This window comes from Sphingomonas sp. MMS12-HWE2-04 (genome assembly GCF_044881185.1).
In the GTDB taxonomy this organism is placed as follows: Bacteria; Pseudomonadota; Alphaproteobacteria; order Sphingomonadales; family Sphingomonadaceae; genus Sphingomonas.
Genome location: NZ_CP173254.1, coordinates 1241694 through 1258945, shown reverse-complemented (window position 1 = coordinate 1258945; position 17252 = coordinate 1241694). Strand labels below are relative to the sequence as shown.

Below are 17252 nucleotides of genomic sequence, written 5' to 3'. Positions count from 1 at the left end.
CAAGGAGCGTCTTATGGTCCGCTTGCCTCTCTTCCTGCTGCTTCCGATCGCCCTTGCCAGCTGCGGCAAGGATCCCGAAGCCGTCGCCGATGTGAACCTGAGCGGCAACATCGCCGATCCGGCGCTGGCCAGCGCGCTCCAGGACCAGATCATGGTCGACCCGCAACTCGGCCAGCAAGCCAATCGCGATGCCGTGCGCCCCGCTTCGCAGCCCTATTCGGGCGGCGTGCCGAGCGACGCGGTCGCGGCGAACAGCAATCCCGTCGATGCGTCCAAGCTGCTCCACGCCCCTGCCCCCACTACGGCGGGCAAGGATTGCGCGCAGTGCAAGGCGGGTCGCGAGGCGATCACGCTCGGCGGACTCGCCCAGCGCCAGAAGAATGTCCGCACCAGCGGCTGCGCCGGCTCGCTGCGCTATTCGGCGGCATGGGCGCAGCGCCTGCCCGCAGACCTGCCGCTCTTTCCCCAGGCCCGCGTCACCGAGGCAGCCGGCAGCGAGGGCGGCAAGTGCGCGCTGCGCGTGGTCAGCTTCTCGGCCGCCCAGCCGATGCAAGTGCTGGTCGACTGGTATTACACAAAGGCCGTCCGCGCCGGCTATACCGCCGAACACCAGCTTGACGGCGCCGAACATATCCTGGGCGGCACGCGCGCGCGCGACGACGGCGCTTATGTGCTGTTCCTTACCGCGCGGCCCGATGGCGGCACGGATATCGACCTGGTCGCAAATAACGGGATCTGACGCCGCGGCGGCCATGGCGGTTCCCCTCGGCGCGATAAAGCGCTAGGCGCTCCGCCATGCATCTTCTTCTCGTCATGCTCGGCGGGGCCGTGGGCAGCGCCGGGCGCTACCTCACGGGCCGCGCGACGCTCTTGCTGTTCGGCCCCGATTATCCCTGGGGTACGCTCGCGGTGAACCTGATCGGCGGGCTGCTGATGGGCGTGCTGGCCGGCACCCTGGCGCGGATCGGCGAAGGCGGCGAACCGTGGCGCGTTCTGCTCGGCGTCGGCGTGCTCGGCGGTTTCACCACCTTCTCGGCGTTCTCGCTGGATACGATGCTGATGCTCCAGCGCGGCGATTGGGCGCCGGCGCTCGGCTATGTGCTCGTGTCGGTGGTCGGCGCGGTGGCCGCCGTCGGCGCAGGACTTGCGATTACAAGGGCCGTGGCATGAGCGAAAGCAAGGACATCCGCGAGTTCACCGTCGGCGCCGATGACGACGGCATCCGGCTCGATCGCTGGTTCAAGCGACATCTTCCCGATGCGAACTTCAACCTCGTCTCGCGCTGGGCGCGCACCGGGCAGCTTCGCGTCGATGGCGCGCGCGCGGAGCCGGGGGACCGGCTTGCCGCGGGCCAGGTACTGCGCGTGCCGCCGGCCGAGCCGCCCAAGGCCGCCAAGCCCAAGCGCGACCGACCGCCGCTCAGCGACGAGCAGACCCAGTTCGCCCAGAACATGGTGATCCACAAGGACGCCCAGGCGATCGTCATCAACAAGCCGCCGGGCCTCGCCACGCAGGGCGGCACCAAGATGACCGAGCATGTCGACGGGCTGCTCGACGCGCTCCAATATGACGCTGAAGGGCGCCCCAAGCTCGTCCATCGTCTCGACAAGGATACGTCGGGGGCGCTGCTGCTCGCGCGCACCGCCCGCGCCGCCGCCTTCTTCTCCAAGGCGTTTTCAGGACGCACCGCCAAGAAGGTCTATTGGGCGCTCGTCGTCGGCGTGCCTGATATCGCCAATGGCGAGATCGACCTGCCGATCGGCAAGCAGCCGGGCACCGGCGGCGAGAAGATGCAGATCGACGAGAAGGAGGGCCAGCCGAGCCGCTCGCGCTATCGCATCATCGAGCGCGCCGGGAATCGCGCCGCATGGGTCGAGCTTCAGCCGTTCACCGGCCGTACGCATCAGTTGCGCGTCCATATGGCAGCGATCGGCCATCCGATCGTCGGCGACGGCAAATATGGCGGTCCGGAAGCCTTCCTCCCCGGCTCGGTCTCGCGCAAAATGCACCTCCATGCCCGGCGCATCCGCATCGATCATCCCGATGGCGGCAAGATAGACGTCACTGCCGAGCTGCCGCGCCACTTCGCCGAATTGATGACGACGATGGCCTTCGATCTGGCGCTCGGCGACGCGATGGCCGCCGATGACGGCCCGCCCCCGCCGAGCCGCGAGATGCAGAAGGCCAATGCCCGCGCGCACGCCAAGACGGTCCGCAAGGAACGCCGCGGCGAGCGGCGCGGCCGTGGCGAGACCGATGCCAAAATGCCCAAGCGCAGCGGCGGCAAGCCGAGCACGCGCAAACCGGCGGCAGCCAAGCCGGCTCCGAAGCCCGGCGCACCCCGGCAAGGCGCCGCCAAGCCCGGCGCGCCGACGCCGGGTACTAAGCCCAGTGGCCGTCCCGGCGCCAGGCCCGCACCGCGCGGCGGCGCCCCGAAGCCCGGCGGCCCGCGGAGCCGCTAATGCCGAGGGCGAAGTGAAGCGCGCCGTTTTCCTCGCTGTGGTCGCACTCGCTGGCTGTTCGCGTCCGGCACCGGCGCTGCAGCCCCAGACGGTGCTTGCCGCGCCGACCCACTATGAAGGCAAGCGCGTCATGGTGCGCGGCTATCTCCGCTATGGCGACGACAGCCGGGGTTTATGGCAGTCGGTCGCGGCTATCGCACTTTCCGGCTCACTGCCCCGCCCGCGTGCCTCACCGTATTCAACGCCGATGCCTTTCATACTCGGTTGCGCCAATTCGCGGATTCGACGGTCACGCTCACCGGCACCGTCCGCACCATCCACCTCGCACCCGACCAAGTCGCACTTGGCTGGTGCAACAACACTGGCTTGATGATGGAGAGAATCGAATGAACCGTCTCGCCGTGTTCGATTGCGACGGTACGCTGGTCGACAGCCAGGCGAGCATCTGCCTGGCGATGGAGCATTGTTTCGAGGCGCAGAAGCTCGTCCCGCCCAGCCGCGAGGCGATCCGTCGGATCGTCGGTCTCAGCCTGGTCGAGGCAGTCGCCCGGCTGCACCCGGAAGCCGAGCCAGGTTTTCACCAACTGCTCGCCGACGATTACAAGAAAGCCTATTTCAGCCTGCGCAGCGAGGGCCGGATTGAGGACGAGCCGCTCTATGACGGCATTGCCGAGGCGATCGAGACGCTCGACGCGAATGGCTGGCTGCTCGGCGTCGCGACCGGCAAATCCGATCGCGGGCTGCTGCGCGTGCTCGACGCGCATGGCCTTCGCCATCGCTTCGTGACGCTGCAGACCGCGGACCGCCACCCGTCCAAGCCGCATCCCTCGATGCTCGAATTGGCGATCGCGGAGGCCGGTGCCGCGCCTGAGACCACCGCGATGATCGGCGACACCAGCTTCGACATGGCGATGGCGGTCAACGCCGGCGCGCATGCCATAGGTGTTGCATGGGGATACCACACCCGGCATGAGTTGCTCGATGCCGGCGCGCGGCACGTCGCCGATCATGCGGATGCGCTCGCTGGGCAGCTGGAGGCCCTATGAACGACGCCGATCGCCTGGCGCGCAAGCGCTATTATGTGATGACCGGAATCAATCTGGCCGGCGCGGCAGGAGCGTTTCTCGGTCTGCTCATCGCCGGCCGCGCTGTGACCACGCCGCAGCAGATTCTGGGCGGCGCGCTGATCCTGACCTCGCTCTACATCATGGCCGTGGTGCCGCGCGCGCTGGCCCAACGCTGGAAGACCCCGGAGCAGCAATGAAGCGTTTCTGGAAGGACGTGACCGTCGCCGATCGCAAGATCGCGCTCGACGCAAAGCCCGTGCGCACCCCGGGCCGCGCGCCGCTGTCGCTGCCGACCGACGCGCTGGCCGAGGCGGTGGCCGAGGAATGGCGCGCGGTGGGCGAGACGCTCGATCCGCGGGCGATGCCGCTCACCGGGCTCGCCAACGCCGCGATCGACCGGATCGCGCCCGACACTGCCGCTTTCGCCGAGGGCCTGGCGCGCTACGGCGAGAGCGACCTGCTCTATTATCGCGCCGACGAGCCCGCGCTGCTCGCCGAGCGCCAGGCCGCGGCATGGGATCCGCTGCTCGACTGGGCGCGCACGCGCTACGACGTCCATTTCGAGACCGTGGCTGGGGTGATGCACCGCGCCCAGCCGGAAGCGACAGTTGCGCGGCTGCGCGAAGCCGTTGCCGCGCTCGACGCCTTTCGCCTGGCGGCGCTGTCGCCGCTGGTGACGGTGACCGGATCGCTGGTCGCGGCGCTCGCGCTGCTCGAAGGCGCCACCGATGCCGACGCGGCGTGGCGCGCGGCGCAGCTCGACGAAGACTGGCAGACAGAGCAATGGGGCGTCGACCCCCTCGCGGCGCAGGCGACAGCGGCGCATCGCGCGGATTTCGACGCCGGCGCCCGGTTGCTCGCGCTGCTCTAGGCAATCCCGCCCTGGCCAGGGCCCGGGGAGAAAGGGCTTATTTGTTGAGACCGCGAATGAAGCCGATAAGCCCGGTCTGGCGCGAGCGGCGAACGCGCTCTGCCTTCAGAATGGTGTGCACCGTCTCGTAGCATTGATCGACATGGTCGTTGACCAGCACATAGTCATAGCCGTCCCAGTGGCTGACCTCGGCGGTGGCGCGCGCCATGCGGGCGTCGATCACCGCCGTCGAATCGGTGGCGCGCTTGATCAGCCGCTCGTGCAGGATCTTAAGGCTGGGCGGCAGGATGAAGACGCGGACAACGTCGCCGCCGGCAAGCTGGAACAGCTGCTGCGCACCCTGCCAGTCGATGTCGAACAGCACGTCGCGTCCCGAGGCGAGGATCTTCTCCACGGTCGCGCGTGGCGTGCCATAGCGGTGATCGAAGACATGCGCCCATTCGAGGAACTCGTTGTTCGAGACCATCTCGCGGAAGCGTTCGAGATCGACGAAGTGGTAATCGACCCCGTCGACTTCGCCCGGGCGCATCGGACGCGTGGTGTACGACACCGACATTTCGAGAAACGAATTGGCAGCCAGCAGCTTGCGAGCGATCGTCGACTTGCCGGCGCCTGAAGGCGAGGACAGCACGAACAGCACCCCGCGGCGGCGGAATTTGTGCGGATCGTTCTCGGTACGGTGAGGCATGGGCGCCTTTGGCGTGGCAGGGGCGCTGCCGTCAAGTCACGGCACGCCCTGCAATGCGTCCCAGATTACATCGGCGGAGTGGAGTTTTGGGAGAATCGGTGCACCCCATAGGCAACCGCCCCGAGCACGATGGCAGCGGGCACGATGCGCTTCGCCGCCTTCCATGCGAGCACGCCGGTGAGCGCGCCAAGCGTCCCGCCTTCGCCGTCGCGGCGATCGATTCGGTTGCCGACCCATCCTGCAATTGCGTCGCCGATCATGATTGCTCCTTCGAATTGGGTTTCGAGGGGGCAAGCGATTGAACGCGCGCGAGGTTCCCTTCGCGCGCCGAGGCATCGAACGCAGGCGCGGTGTCGGCGCAGCGATTTTCCATCAGCGGCGTTTGCATGACGATGAAGCGCTTTTTGCCTTTCTTGCTCGCGGTCGCGGTCCATGCGCAGCCATCGCCGGCTCAGACCGTAGCCCGTATTGCCGAGCTACCTGACCTGCTCATCCTCGGTTCGCCACACCTCGCGAACAACAACAAGGATGCGGTGAAAACTCGTCTTGAGGACATCCGCACGCCGCAGCGTCAGCGAGAGATCGAAGAGATCGTGGACGCGCTTGCCCGCTATCGTCCCACCCGTGTCGCGGTCGAGCGGCAAGTGAAGGACCAGGCCGAACTCGATGCGCGCTATGCCGCGTGGCGGGCGGGCAAGGCCGAACTGGCGCCAAACGAGATCGAGCAGATCGGCTTCCGGCTCGCGAGCAAGCTCGGTCTGGCGCGGCTCGATGCGGTCGACTGGAATGGCACCGCGCCGATGGCGGAGAAGGACTGGGACTATGCCGGCTGGGCGGAAGCGCATGGCCAGGGTCCGCGACTGGCGTCGCGGCAGGCGCGATTACAGCGCGACTATGATGCGCTCGAAGCCAGGATGCGCTGCACCAATGTCGCCGAATGGTATCGCTTGCGGAACACCGCCCAATTCCGCGCTGACGACAACGCCGGCTATTTCGACATCGCCGCGCTCGGCGAGCCCGGCGCCAACTGGCTCGGGGGCTATTGGTACATGCGCAACCTGCGGATCATCGCGCGATCCGGCGGATCGCGGGGCCGCACGATCGCGTCCTCGTGCTGTATGGCGCGGGCCACGGCTATCTGCTCGATCGCTATGCACGCGAGAGCCGCGGCTTCACGCTGAGCGATACGTTGCGCTATCTGCCGCCGGCGAAACGCGAGCCCGGGTGCTGACCGGGCCCGCTTTCCGGTTCAGCGCCCGATCATCGTCTCGGGGCGGACATATTGGTCGAAGGTCGCCTCATCGACCAAACCGAGCGCCAAACCGCTTTCCTTGAGCGTCAGGCCCTTTTCATGCGCGTTCTTGGCGATCTTGGCGGCGGCATCATAGCCGATCGCCGGCGCCAGCGCGGTCACCAGCATCAGCGAGCGGTCGACCAGCGCCTTGATCTGCGGCTCATTCGCCTCGATCCCATCGACGCAGCGCTCGGCGAAGCTGGTCATGCCGATGGACAGCAGCGAAATCGAGCGCAGCACGTTCGCGCCGATCAGCGGCATGAACACGTTGAGCTCGAAATGGCCCTGCATGCCACCGACCGTGACCGCCTGGTTGTTGCCGATCACCTGCGCCGCAACCATCGTCAGCGATTCGCACTGGGTCGGGTTGACCTTGCCCGGCATGATCGAGCTGCCGGGCTCGTTCGCCGGCAGCGACAGCTCGCCCAGCCCCGAGCGCGGGCCCGAACCGAGGAAGCGGATGTCGTTGGCGATCTTGTTGAGCGCCACCGCCAGCGTATTCAGCGCCCCCGAGAAGAAGACCAGGCCATCCTTGGCCGCCAGCTGCTCGAACTTGTTCGGAGCGGGCTCGAACGCCTGACCGGAAATGTCCGAAATTGCCGCCGACATGTCCTCGGCCCAGCCTTCCGGCGCGTTGAGCCCGGTGCCCACCGCGGTGCCGCCGATCGCCAGCTTGCGGAGGTTACCGTTCAGCGCGCCTTCGATCCGCGCCTTGCAGCTGATCAGCTGCGCCGCATAGCCGCCGAATTCCTGGCCGAGCGTCAGCGGGGTCGCATCCTGGGTGTGGGTGCGGCCGATCTTGATGATGTGGTCCCAGGCCTCGGCCTTGGCGGTTAGCGAGCCGGTCAGCTGGTCGAGCGCCGGGATCAGCGTCTTGTAGGTCGCGATCACCGCGGCGACGTGCAGCGCGGTCGGGAAGCTGTCGTTCGACGACTGGCTCATGTTGACGTGATCGTTCGGGTGCACCGGCGACTTGCCGCCCTTGGTGCCGGCGAGAACGAAATTGGCGCGGCCGGCGATGACCTCGTTGACGTTCATATTGGTCTGGGTGCCCGAGCCGGTCTGCCAGATCACCAGTGGGAACTGGTCGTCGAGATCCCCCGCGACGATCTCCTGCGCCGCCGCTTCGATCGCGTCGGCGATCTTCGCATCCATGCCATGCTTGCGGTTCACCCGCGCCGCGGCCTGCTTCACGATCGCCTGGGCATGGACGATGCCCAGCGGCATCCGCTCCATCGCGCCGAAGGGAAAATTCTCGATCGAGCGCTGGGTCTGCGCGCCCCAATAGGCGTCGGCGGGAACTTCGATCGCGCCGATCGAGTTGGTTTCGGTACGGGTCGTCACGCTATTCTCCTCAGTCCGCACGCGGCGTCGCGCGCGACTTAGCGCCGCTCGGCGCCCGATGCCAGCGCGAGCGGGCTCAATATTGCTCGTGCGCGAGATCGCTGAACTTGGTAAACTGCCGGTCGAAGCGCATGTGCACCGATCCGGTGGCGCCATGGCGCTGCTTGGCGATGATCACCGTCGCCTTGCCCGAAACCTCGAGCTGCTTGGCTTGCCATTCCTCATAGGCGATGCGCTCCTCGGCCGTCTCAGTACCGTCAGGCGTCTTCGTTGGTGCCTTGAAGTCGTGATAATATTCGTCGCGATAGACGAACAGCACGATGTCGGCGTCCTGCTCGATCGATCCCAATTCGCGAAGGTCGGAGAGTTGCGGGCGCTTGTCCTCGCGGCTTTCGACGCCGCGGCTGAGCTGCGAGAGCGCGAGCACCGGCAGGTTGAGCTCCTTGGCCAGCGTCTTCAGGCCGCGGCTGATCTCCGAGATTTCCTGGACGCGCCCGTCGCCCGACGCCTTGGCGCTGCCGGTCAGCAGCTGGAGATAGTCGACAACGACCATGCCGATCTTGTGCTGGCGCTTCATCCGGCGGGCGCGGGTGCGCAGCGCGGCGATGGTCAGGCCCGGCGTATCGTCGATGAACAAAGGCAGCCGCTCGAGATCGCCCGCGGCGCGCGCGAATTTCTGGAACTCGCTATGGCTGATCTGGCCGGTGCGCAGTTTTTCAGAGACGACTTCGGCCTGTTCGGACAGAATACGCATCGCCAGCTGGTCGGCCGACATTTCGAGGCTGAAGAACGCCACCGGCGCGCCGATCGATTTGTCCTCGGGAATGCCCGCTTCGAGATCGTCGGCCCAGCGCTTGGCGGCGTTGAACGCGATGTTGGTGGCAAGCGAGGTCTTGCCCATGCCCGGGCGTCCGGCGAGGATCAGCAGATCGGATCGGTTGAAGCCGCCGGTCGACGCGTTGAGATCGGTCAGCCCGGTGGTGACGCCGGAGATGCCGCCGCCCGAGTTCATCGCCTTTTCGGCCTGGCGCACTGCCATCGTCGCGGCACGCGTGAAGGATTTGAGGCCGGCGTCGCTGTCGCCTTTCTCGGCGACTTCGTAGAGCTTGAGTTCGGCTTGCTCGATCTGCTTGGACGGATTGATGTCCTGGCTGGTGTCGAGCGCGCCCTCCACCAGATCGCGGCCCACCGTGACCAGCGCGCGCAGCATCGCCAGGTCATAGATCTGGTCGGCGAACGAGCGCGCACCGATCAGGCTGGCCGGATTGCCGGTGAGCTGCGCCAGATAGGCAGGACCGCCCAATTCCTTCATCGCCACGTCGGTGGCGAAGAGCGGGCGCAGCGTCACCGGGGTAGCCAGCCGGTTGTCGCCCACCATCGTCGCAATCGCGTCGTAGATGCGGCCGTGCAGCGGCTCGAAAAAATGCTCGGGGCGAATCTTCTGGAGCACGTCTTCGGCGACGCGGTTGTCGATCATCATCGCGCCCAACAGCGCGGCCTCGGCCTCGACATTCTGCGGAAGGGAGACGCCCTCGGGAGTCTCCGGGGCGGGAAAGGGTATCGGCTGGGCCATAGCCGTCCCTCATCGCCCAGTCGCGAGATTCGGGCAACCGCGCTCCCTTGTGGAAAACGGTGATTGCCCGCAAAGCATCGCCAACATGGCCGATCCGCGCATCATAGACGTCACGCTCGACGAGCGCACGATCCTGTGGCGCTCGGCCGATGTCGAGCAGGAGCGCCGGATCGCGATCTTCGACCTGCTCGAGGAGAATCACTTCGCGCCGCAGCGCCGCTATCCCGATGGCTATGCGGGCCCTTATCGGCTCGCGCTCAGCGTCCAGGAGGGCCGGCTGGGGATCGAGATCCGCCGTGAGGACGGATCGCATCTTGAAACGATCATCCTCGGCCTCGCCCGCTTCCGCCGCCCGGTGCGCGACTATTTCGCGATCTGCGACAGCTATTACCAGGCGATCCGCAGCGCCACGCCGCAGCAGATCGAGACCGTCGACATGGCGCGGCGCGCCACTCACAACGAAGCCGCCGAGCTGCTTATGGAGCGGCTAGAAGGCAAGATCGACGTCGATTTCGACACTGCACGGCGGCTTTTCACGCTGCTCTGCGTCCTCCACATCAAGGGCTGACATTTTGCACTTCTCGTTCCCCGCCCGGCCGCTGCGCTTGGCGGTCCCACTCCTGTTGCTCACCGCGCTGCTTGGTTTTCTCGGCTGGATGTACGCCGCCAACTGGCGCCCGCGCGTCAGCGACTTCCCCATCCAGGGCGTTGACGTCAGCGCAGATGACGGCGCGATCGACTGGTGGGCCAGCAAGAAGAGCGGAGTCAGCTTCGTCTATGCCCGCGCAACCAGCGGAGCGAGCTACCGCGACCCCCAATTCGCCGAGAGCTGGCGGCTCGCCGGCGAGGCCGGGCTCAAGCGCGGCGCACTCCATGTCTATTCGCTATGTCAGAGCGCGCTCGCCCAGGCGGGTAATTTCGTCTCGACCGTGCCGCGGGTCGACGATCAACTGCCCCCCGCCCTCCTTTTGGATTTCGACTCCGCTTGCGCCGCCCGCCCCGGCCGTAACCAGGTGCTTGCCGAGATCGAGGCGCTGGCCAAAGCGATCGAGACGCACAGCGAGAGAAAGGTCGTGCTGAAGGTCAGCAAGGCATTCGAGGCCGAATATCGCGTCAGCGAGGGCACGACGCGGCCGCTATGGAGCCGGCAAGCGTTTTTCCCGCCCTGGTATCTGGCCCGTAACTGGACGATGTGGCAGGCCTCGGGCTTCCGCCGTATCGAAGGGGCCGACAGGCCGGTGAATTGGGACGTAATGGCAAAATGACCGAACACAGCGCCTCGGCGCTCATCCTGGCCGCACGAGCCGCAGCGGGCAATGCCCATGCCCCTTATTCCAACTTCGCGGTCGGAGCCGCGGTGCTGCTCACCGACGGCAGCGTGGTCACAGGTGCAAATTTCGAAAATGCCAGCTACGGCCTGTCGCTCTGCGCCGAGACCGTGGCGCTGGCGACGGTCAACGCCCAGGGCAAGCTGCGCGATGTCGTCGCGATCGGCGTGATCGGCGGAAGGATCGGCCATGGCGACACTGCGACGGTGCGCCCCTGCGGTCGCTGCCGCCAGATCATCAACGAAGCCGCGCAACTCGGCGGCCGCGACATCCTGGTCCATTGCGGCGGCGCCACTGGAGACGCGATCGCCACGCACCGGCTCTCCGAACTGCTCCCCGACGCGTTCGGTCCGGCGGACCTGGGGATCGGATGACCCCAAATCTTGCCACGCGGGCGATCCGCCCCGTCGTCCCCGGCGGCAAGGACTTCGCGCTGTCGAAGCGTTTCTACACCGCGCTGGGCTTCCGCATCGAGTTCGAGGCCGACAAGATCGCCGGTTTCATCTGCGACAGCGGCAGCTTCCTGCTCCAGGACCACTACGCCAAGGACTGGGCCGAGAATTTCATGATGCAGCTGCTCGTCGAGGATCTGGACGCGTGGTGGGCACATATCGAGTCACTTGATCTCGCCGGCAGCTTCGCCGTCCCGCCCCCGCGCGCGCCGGCGATCCAGCCCTGGGGCCTGCGCGTCGCCTATCTGTTCGGCCCCTGCGGCGAACTCTGGCACGTCGCCCAGGCCTGAATCTCCACACCCCAGCCCCCTTGCCGCATGCGCGCTTAGCCGCGACAGTGCCGGCCCAATCACGGAGCGCCAATGTCCATCCTTTCCGACCGCTGGATTCGCGAGCAGGCCCTGGCCACCGGCATGATCGAGCCCTTTGTCGAGGCGCAGCGCCGCGAGGGGTGCATCAGCTATGGCCTCTCCTCCTATGGCTATGACGCCCGCGTCGCCGACGAGTTCAAGATCTTCACCAATGTCGACAGCGCGGTGGTCGATCCCAAGGATTTCGCCGCGAACAGCTTCGTCGATCGCAAGACCGATGTCTGCATCATTCCGCCCAACAGCTTCGCGCTGGCGCGCACGGTCGAGTATTTCCGCATCCCGCGCGACACGCTGGTGATCTGCCTGGGCAAATCGACCTATGCGCGCTGCGGGATCATCGTCAACGTGACGCCGCTCGAGCCCGAATGGGAGGGGCATGTCACGCTCGAATTCTCGAACACGACGCCGCTGCCCGCCAAGATCTACGCTAATGAAGGCGCTTGCCAGTTCCTGTTCCTCAAGGGCGACCAGCCTTGCGAGACGAGCTATGCCGATCGCGCGGGCAAATATATGGGCCAGCGCGGCGTGACGCTGCCGCGGCTCTGACCTGGCCGGGGATGTCGATGCGAGGCAGGATCGATACGGGCGCTCTGCCCTATGGGGTCGGCGCGATCGGCCTGGGGCTGGTCACGATCCACTTCCACCGCTTCGCCCTGCAATGGCAGCCGGTGCCCGCGTCGGTCCCGGCCAATTTCGCCTGGATCAGCGGCTTGGTCCTCCTCGCCGGCGGGATTGCGGCGCTGACTCGCGGCGCCGGCGCTGCGCGCTTGCTGTTGCCGGCATATTATTTCCTGTGGGTGGTGGCGCTCCATGCGCCGGCGGTTGCCAGGGCGCCGAGCGTCGGATCGCTGCTCGGCCTTGCCGAGATCCTCGCGCTGGCCAGCGGCGGCACCGCGCTAGTCGCCAGCGGGCGCGGCGCGCGCGGCTGGCTCGGCCCGGCGGCACGGATGGCGTTCGGGCTGAGTGCGCTGGTCTTTGGCCTAAGCCATTTCGTCTATACCGATCTCACCGCGGCGATGGTGCCCGGCTGGATCCCGCACAAGCTGTATTGGGCCTATGCCACCGGCGCCGCGCATGCCGCGGCCGGGCTGGCGATCCTCAGCGGCATCGCCGGGCGCCTTGCCGCGACGCTGCTCGCGGTGATGGCGGGTGGATTCGTCGTGCTGCTCCACATACCTCGTGTCGCAGCGGCGCCTTCCAGCCAGCTCGAATGGACGATGCTTTTCATCGCAACCTCGATCGCCGGCGCGGCGCTGCTCGTCCGCCGCTGGCTGCGCTAATACGCAGCCGACGGCGTCTCAGTCTCTCAGCGTGCGGTGAACTGAACGGCTTCGATCCGGCGCAGGCCGGTGCGCGCAACTGCGTGCGAGCCGGCGGTGCGATCGGCGCTCAGGTCCATCAGCACGTCGTCCTGGTCGAGCACGCGGGTGTAGAGCGCGCGCGCCTCCGAGGTGCGACCGGTCTGGGCGTAGACCGCAGCCAAGTTGAGCAGCAATTCGGGAAGGTCCGGATGAGCGCGTAGCTGCGCCTGCAGCTTGGTTTCGGCCTGGGCGTAGGCGCCGGTGCTGATCTCGGTGCTGGCGACGGCGCGGTCCTGCGCCTGGGCGGGAAGCGCGGCGGCAATCAGCGGCGCTGCGGCGAGAATGGCGAAACCAAGACGCATGGCACTCTCCTGTTAGATTACGTCGCGGCGACAGTTCCGTGACACTTCTGTTACTCTCTTATGACTCTTTCATTGCACCGTTTCAAGCGAAGCACAAAAAAGAGGCGACCCGAAGGCCGCCTCTTCCTGTTCCGAACTCGGACCCGCCGGGGCAGATCAGAAATCGTTGCGATACTGCTCGTTGCCGACGAAACCGAGCTTAGTCACGTTCGAGCGCTTGACGATCGCCAGCACCTTGTCGACCACGTCGTACCGGGCGTTGGGATCGGGCTGGAAGTGCAGTTCCGGCTCCGGATTGCGCTGGAGCGAAGCATCGAGATACTGGCGCAGCGTCACTTCGTCGATCTGTGCGCTGTTCCAGAAGATGTTGCCGTTCGCGTCGATATAGAGCTTGTTCTTCTCAGGTTCGACCGGCGACGTCGGGTTGTTGCTGTTCTGAGGAAGATCAACCTTCACCGCGTGCGTCTGGATCGGGATGGTGATGATGAACATGATGAGGAGCACGAGCAGCACGTCGATCAACGGCGTGGTGTTCAGTTCCATCATCGGCTCGCCGTCGTCGCGGCCACCGCTCATTGCCATGGGTGTAACTCCTTAAACGGTGCGCGTCACTGACGGACGGTCGCCGAGCCCGCGGGGGGTTCGGAAATGAAGCCGACCTTGGCAAAGCCCGCCATCTGCATGGTGTAGATCGTGCCGCCGATGCAGCGATATGGCGTGTTCACGTCGCCGCGGATGTGCACTTCGGGAAGCTCGAGCCCGGCCGCATTCGGCCCGCCCTGCTTGTCGATCTCCGACTTCAGCTTCGCAACCGCCTTGTCGAGCAGTTCCTGGTGACCGACCGGAGTCATGCCCCAATAGACCTTGCACTGACCGCCCTGGCCGGTGACCGAGAGCGAGACGTTCTCGGGCTTGGTCTGGGTGATCTCGAACGCCACCTTCGGAAGCTGCAGATCGATCGTTTGAATCACAACGGGAACGGCGATCAGGAAGATGATCAGGAGCACCAGCATCACGTCCACCAAAGGCGTGGTGTTGATGTCCGATATCGCGTCCGAGCCGCCGCTGTCGCCTACGCTCATCGCCATTGGGCGTTATCCTATCCTTATGTCACCGCCGGCGGACCCGCGGCGGTTCCGCGCGGAGCGTCGACGCTCCGCGCGGTAGTCTTGGTTCAGCTGCGGGTCGGCACGCCACCGGTCTGACCGGCAGTGGTGGTCGAAGCGACCGGCTTGACCGGCGCGCCTGCGACAACCTTCTTCGCCGGACGGACGCGGCCGTCCGAAGCGAGGTAGCCGAGCACGTCGTTCGAGAAGGTGTTGAGGCCTTCCGCGATCGACTTGTTGCGGCGCTGCAGGAAGTTGTAGCCGAGCACCGCGGGAACCGCGACGACGAGGCCGAGCGCGGTCATGATCAGTGCTTCACCGACCGGGCCGGCGACGGCGTCGATCGAGGCCTGGCCCGAGGCACCGATCTTGATCAGTGCGCGGTAGATGCCGATAACCGTACCGAACAGACCGATGAACGGCGCGGTAGCGCCGACGGTGGCGAGGAACGCCAGGCCGCCGTTGAGCGCCGAGTTGATCACGCCTTCCGAGCGCGCAAGCGAGCCGTGCAGCCAGTCATGCGCTTCGACGGGATCGGTCAGTTCCTTATACTGCTCCTGCGCCTGCACGCCGTCGTCGACGATCTGGCGATAGGCCGAGTTCTTCTCGAGCTTGGCTGCGCCTTCGCGCAGGCTGTTCGACGACCAGAAGCTGGCACGGACGCGCTTCGCCTGGTTGATGATCTTCTGCTGCTCGAAGATCTTCGTGAAGAAGATGTAGAGCGACACGAAGAGCATCAGGACGAGGATGGCGAAAACGGTCTGCGAGATCAGGCCGCCTTCCTTCAGCGCCTGCATGAGGCCGTACGGATTTTCGCCCTTGGGCGCCGCAGCGGCGAGAATGGTGGTGAGCATCGTTGTGTCTTTCCTCTTGAAAGTTGCTGCCTAAGCCCCGGCCCCAAGGCCGGCAGGGATCAGTTCGGAATTTGCCACTTCACGCGGCGGGACGCAGAAGAGCGGATCGGATTGCCGCCCTGATCGAGTGCAGGCGAATACCGGCCCTTGCGCTTGAGTGCGCTGCAGGCTGCCTGATCGAGCGCGGGATGCCCGCTCGATGCAGTCACGCGGCAATTCTCGACGCGGCCCTGCTCGTTGATGTCCCACGCGATACCCGTGGTGCCTTCTTCCTCGTTGCGGAGCGAAGACGCGGGATAATCGTCGTTGGTGATCCACTGCGAAGGATCGCCCTTGGCACCGGCAGCCTTGCTGACCACGCGCGCAGGCGGAGCCGGCGGCGCAGGCGGCGCAGGCGGAGCCGGCGGGGTGAGCGGCGGCGGCGGCGGGATGATGTTCGTCGTCTGCATCGGCGGCGATGGCGTCACCGTCTGCACGATGGCAGGCGGCGTCACGACCTGCGTCGGCGGCGGCGGCACAGGCGTGTCCGGCGGCGGCGGCGGCGGGGGAACCTCCTCGGGCGGGGGCGGCGGCTCCTCGACCTCGAAGGTCTTAAGCTCTTCCGCCTTCTTCTTGATATATTGGTATGCCAGACCTGTGACGAAGGCATAACCCATGCCAGCCACGATCACTGCGACCAGGATGATCGCAACGAACCGGCTGCCACTTACATTCCGGTCAGCGTAAGCCATTCGGCAACGTCACTCCTCTAAAACCCTGCGACCCTGGGCTACGGAATGATCCGCGCACAAGCCCGTCCGCCGTACGCTTGAGTGCGTTCGGTGCGGCAGGGGCGAGTCTGTATCGTGCCCTCCGGGGCTACGCAAACGCTTTGTCGGACAAACCACGCCTATCGCCGCCGAGTCCTCGAATTATTTCTGTATAAGAACGGCACATTGCGGTAACGAAGCAGCATGATCCGCGTGTCACTAATGGCGTTTTGTTGCGTCGCATCATTAACCGGTTTTAGCCAAGCCGCTCCGCAAACCCCGCAAATTACGGCACAAGCCGGAACTGTATTACCTGGATATGCCACTGTTGCTGGGCAGGTGATCGGCTCTCCGATCGTGATCGATGCGCGTATTCGCAGCGCGGTGAAGATCAAGGGGGCCGAGGCACAGAATCTCGCTGCCGGAAAGTCGCGCTTCTACGTCGAGGCCGATGTCCTGGCACTGATTCGGGGCCCTGGCGGCATGTCGGCGCGAATCGGCTATGTCGTTGACGTCGCACTGGATTCGCGCGGGAAGCCGCCCAAGCTCAAGAAGCAACGCGTGCTGCTTTTCGCCCGCCCCGTCCCAGCCCGTGCCGATCAGGTGCAACTCAGCGGCGTCGATGGCCAGCGTTTCTGGTCGCCCGAGCTCGATGCACTGGTCCGCACGATCACGCGCGACGTCGTCGCCGCCGATGCCCCTCCGGCGATCACCGGGGTCGGCAATGCCTTTCACGTCCCCGGATCGCTACCCGGCGAGGGCGAGACCCAGGTTTTCCTGCGCACTGCGAACAACGCCCCGATCTCGCTGCAGGTGCTCCGCCGCCCCGGCGAGCAGCCGCGCTGGGCCGTGGCGCTGGGTGACATCGTCGACGAATCAGCCGGGCCGCCAGCGCCTAACACGCTGCTCTGGTATCGCTTGGCCTGCGGGCTGCCGGGCAGCCTGCCGACGGGCGCGGTCGAATCGGACGATCCGGCCAATGCCCAGATCGCCGCCGAGGATTATGCAATCGTGCTCAAGGCGCTCGGCCCCTGCCAATAAGGCCGCGCGTCGTCAGGGACGGTGGCGGACCAGGGTGATGCCGATCGATTCGTCCTGCTCGGCGATCGCCAGCTTGACGATCCGCACCTCGACCCGGCGCACGCGCGCGTCCGAGACGAACAGCGTCTCGCAGATATGGTCGGCAACCGCCTCGATCAGCGTGAAGTGCACGTCCTTGGGCAGCGCGCCGGTCGCGGCGTGCTTGAGATCGATATAGCTTTTTGAGGCGCTGAGTGGCGTGTCCGGGGCGAACCGCTCGGGCAGGTCGATATCGGCGGTGACCGAGATGCGCAGCGGCTGCGGCAGATGCGTCTCCTCGGAATAGATCCCGGTCAGCACTTCGACTTCGAGATCGTGGACCTGGAGCTGGAGCGAGTTGCGCAAGGAAA

At 66.1% G+C, this 17252-nt stretch carries 25 protein-coding genes and 1 pseudogene; 16 read left to right on the top strand and 10 right to left on the bottom strand.

The window, feature by feature from the left end:
* Positions 1–13: 13 nt before the first annotated feature.
* The 7 genes from AB2M62_RS05645 to AB2M62_RS05615 all read left to right on the top strand — a co-directional run bounded on the left by AB2M62_RS05645 (position 14) and on the right by AB2M62_RS05615 (position 4400).
* A complete protein-coding gene (locus AB2M62_RS05645) occupies positions 14–739 on the top strand; it encodes a hypothetical protein (RefSeq protein ID WP_404338383.1) in 726 nt (241 codons plus the stop codon).
* Positions 740–795: 56 nt separating this feature from the next.
* On the top strand, positions 796–1170 hold the full coding sequence (crcB, locus tag AB2M62_RS05640) for a fluoride efflux transporter CrcB (RefSeq protein ID WP_404338382.1): 375 nt from the start codon (positions 796–798) through the stop codon (positions 1168–1170).
* Positions 1167–2462 carry an RluA family pseudouridine synthase gene (locus tag AB2M62_RS05635; protein WP_404338381.1) on the top strand — a complete coding sequence of 432 codons (1296 nt, stop codon included), beginning with the start codon at positions 1167–1169 and terminating at the stop codon, positions 2460–2462. Before crcB ends, AB2M62_RS05635 begins: the two co-directional genes overlap by 4 nt.
* A 174-nt stretch (positions 2463–2636) precedes the next feature.
* Entirely contained in the window at positions 2637–2852 is a 216-nt protein-coding gene (locus AB2M62_RS05630; RefSeq protein WP_404338380.1) for a hypothetical protein, read from the top strand.
* The gene (locus AB2M62_RS05625; protein WP_404338379.1) at positions 2849–3508 is read left to right on the top strand and encodes an HAD-IA family hydrolase; all 660 of its coding nucleotides are present in this window, start codon (positions 2849–2851) and stop codon (positions 3506–3508) included. The genes AB2M62_RS05630 and AB2M62_RS05625 overlap by 4 nt, the downstream gene beginning before the upstream one ends.
* Positions 3505–3726: a hypothetical protein gene (locus AB2M62_RS05620; RefSeq protein ID WP_404338378.1), complete on the top strand. Its 222-nt coding sequence runs from the start codon at positions 3505–3507 to the stop codon at positions 3724–3726. The genes AB2M62_RS05625 and AB2M62_RS05620 overlap by 4 nt, the downstream gene beginning before the upstream one ends.
* Complete coding sequence (locus AB2M62_RS05615) at positions 3723–4400, top strand: ATP12 family chaperone protein (RefSeq protein WP_404338377.1); 678 nt, start codon at positions 3723–3725, stop codon at positions 4398–4400. The genes AB2M62_RS05620 and AB2M62_RS05615 overlap by 4 nt, the downstream gene beginning before the upstream one ends.
* Before the next feature lie 37 nt (positions 4401–4437).
* On the opposite strand, the gene gmk is transcribed toward AB2M62_RS05615, so the two are convergent.
* Both gmk and AB2M62_RS05605 read right to left on the bottom strand, forming a co-directional pair.
* Positions 4438–5088, bottom strand: coding sequence for a guanylate kinase (gmk, locus tag AB2M62_RS05610; RefSeq protein WP_404338376.1), 651 nt, complete (start codon positions 5086–5088; stop codon positions 4438–4440).
* Positions 5089–5153: 65 nt separating this feature from the next.
* Positions 5154–5348 (bottom strand): hypothetical protein, encoded by a 195-nt coding sequence (locus AB2M62_RS05605; protein ID WP_404338375.1) that lies wholly within the window; start codon positions 5346–5348, stop codon positions 5154–5156.
* A 126-nt stretch (positions 5349–5474) separates the two neighbouring features.
* On the opposite strand from AB2M62_RS05605, the pseudogene AB2M62_RS05600 reads away from it, so the two are divergent.
* Together AB2M62_RS05600 and AB2M62_RS05595 are read left to right on the top strand one after the other, a co-directional pair.
* A pseudogene (locus tag AB2M62_RS05600) lies at positions 5475–6098 on the top strand (DUF5694 domain-containing protein); the annotation flags it as partial.
* A 101-nt stretch (positions 6099–6199) separates the two neighbouring features.
* Positions 6200–6319 carry a hypothetical protein gene (locus tag AB2M62_RS05595; protein ID WP_404338374.1) on the top strand — a complete coding sequence of 40 codons (120 nt, stop codon included), beginning with the start codon at positions 6200–6202 and terminating at the stop codon, positions 6317–6319.
* Between the two features lie 18 nt (positions 6320–6337).
* On the opposite strand, the gene fumC is transcribed toward AB2M62_RS05595, so the two are convergent.
* Positions 6338–7726, bottom strand: coding sequence for a class II fumarate hydratase (gene fumC / locus AB2M62_RS05590; RefSeq protein WP_404338373.1), 1389 nt, complete (start codon positions 7724–7726; stop codon positions 6338–6340).
* Between the two features lie 76 nt (positions 7727–7802).
* Positions 7803–9299, bottom strand: a complete 1497-nt coding sequence (locus tag AB2M62_RS05585; RefSeq protein WP_404338372.1) for a replicative DNA helicase — start codon at positions 9297–9299, stop codon at positions 7803–7805.
* Between the two features lie 85 nt (positions 9300–9384).
* Here AB2M62_RS05585 and AB2M62_RS05580 point away from each other — a divergent pair, with 85 nt between their 5' ends.
* The 6 genes from AB2M62_RS05580 to AB2M62_RS05555 all read left to right on the top strand — a co-directional run bounded on the left by AB2M62_RS05580 (position 9385) and on the right by AB2M62_RS05555 (position 12730).
* A complete protein-coding gene (locus AB2M62_RS05580) occupies positions 9385–9867 on the top strand; it encodes a UPF0262 family protein (RefSeq protein ID WP_404338371.1) in 483 nt (160 codons plus the stop codon).
* Positions 9868–9904: 37 nt separating this feature from the next.
* The gene (locus AB2M62_RS05575) at positions 9905–10564 is read left to right on the top strand and encodes a GH25 family lysozyme (RefSeq protein WP_404338370.1); all 660 of its coding nucleotides are present in this window, start codon (positions 9905–9907) and stop codon (positions 10562–10564) included.
* Positions 10561–11001 (top strand): cytidine deaminase, encoded by a 441-nt coding sequence (locus tag AB2M62_RS05570; RefSeq protein WP_404338369.1) that lies wholly within the window; start codon positions 10561–10563, stop codon positions 10999–11001. Before AB2M62_RS05575 ends, AB2M62_RS05570 begins: the two co-directional genes overlap by 4 nt.
* Positions 10998–11369: a VOC family protein gene (locus AB2M62_RS05565; RefSeq protein WP_404338368.1), complete on the top strand. Its 372-nt coding sequence runs from the start codon at positions 10998–11000 to the stop codon at positions 11367–11369. Before AB2M62_RS05570 ends, AB2M62_RS05565 begins: the two co-directional genes overlap by 4 nt.
* Before the next feature lie 72 nt (positions 11370–11441).
* Entirely contained in the window at positions 11442–11996 is a 555-nt protein-coding gene (gene dcd, locus AB2M62_RS05560; protein WP_404338367.1) for a dCTP deaminase, read from the top strand.
* 17 nt (positions 11997–12013) lie between these two features.
* Positions 12014–12730, top strand: coding sequence for a hypothetical protein (locus tag AB2M62_RS05555; RefSeq protein WP_404338366.1), 717 nt, complete (start codon positions 12014–12016; stop codon positions 12728–12730).
* Between the two features lie 26 nt (positions 12731–12756).
* On the opposite strand, the gene AB2M62_RS05550 is transcribed toward AB2M62_RS05555, so the two are convergent.
* The 5 genes from AB2M62_RS05550 to AB2M62_RS05530 form a co-directional block, all read right to left on the bottom strand.
* Complete coding sequence (locus tag AB2M62_RS05550; RefSeq protein ID WP_404338365.1) at positions 12757–13113, bottom strand: tetratricopeptide repeat protein; 357 nt, start codon at positions 13111–13113, stop codon at positions 12757–12759.
* 156 nt (positions 13114–13269) lie between these two features.
* A complete protein-coding gene (locus tag AB2M62_RS05545) occupies positions 13270–13695 on the bottom strand; it encodes an ExbD/TolR family protein (RefSeq protein WP_404338364.1) in 426 nt (141 codons plus the stop codon).
* A 26-nt stretch (positions 13696–13721) separates the two neighbouring features.
* Positions 13722–14201 (bottom strand): ExbD/TolR family protein, encoded by a 480-nt coding sequence (locus AB2M62_RS05540; protein WP_404338363.1) that lies wholly within the window; start codon positions 14199–14201, stop codon positions 13722–13724.
* A gap of 86 nt (positions 14202–14287) precedes the next feature.
* Positions 14288–15073 (bottom strand): MotA/TolQ/ExbB proton channel family protein, encoded by a 786-nt coding sequence (locus tag AB2M62_RS05535; RefSeq protein ID WP_404338362.1) that lies wholly within the window; start codon positions 15071–15073, stop codon positions 14288–14290.
* A gap of 59 nt (positions 15074–15132) precedes the next feature.
* On the bottom strand, positions 15133–15804 hold the full coding sequence (locus AB2M62_RS05530) for an energy transducer TonB (RefSeq protein ID WP_404338361.1): 672 nt from the start codon (positions 15802–15804) through the stop codon (positions 15133–15135).
* A 357-nt stretch (positions 15805–16161) separates the two neighbouring features.
* Between AB2M62_RS05530 and AB2M62_RS05525 the strand changes: the two genes are divergently transcribed.
* The gene (locus AB2M62_RS05525) at positions 16162–16863 is read left to right on the top strand and encodes a hypothetical protein (protein ID WP_404338360.1); all 702 of its coding nucleotides are present in this window, start codon (positions 16162–16164) and stop codon (positions 16861–16863) included.
* 12 nt (positions 16864–16875) lie between these two features.
* Here AB2M62_RS05525 and AB2M62_RS05520 read toward each other — a convergent pair whose 3' ends face one another.
* A complete protein-coding gene (locus AB2M62_RS05520; RefSeq protein WP_404338359.1) occupies positions 16876–17247 on the bottom strand; it encodes a dihydroneopterin aldolase in 372 nt (123 codons plus the stop codon).
* Positions 17248–17252 lie beyond the last annotated feature (5 nt).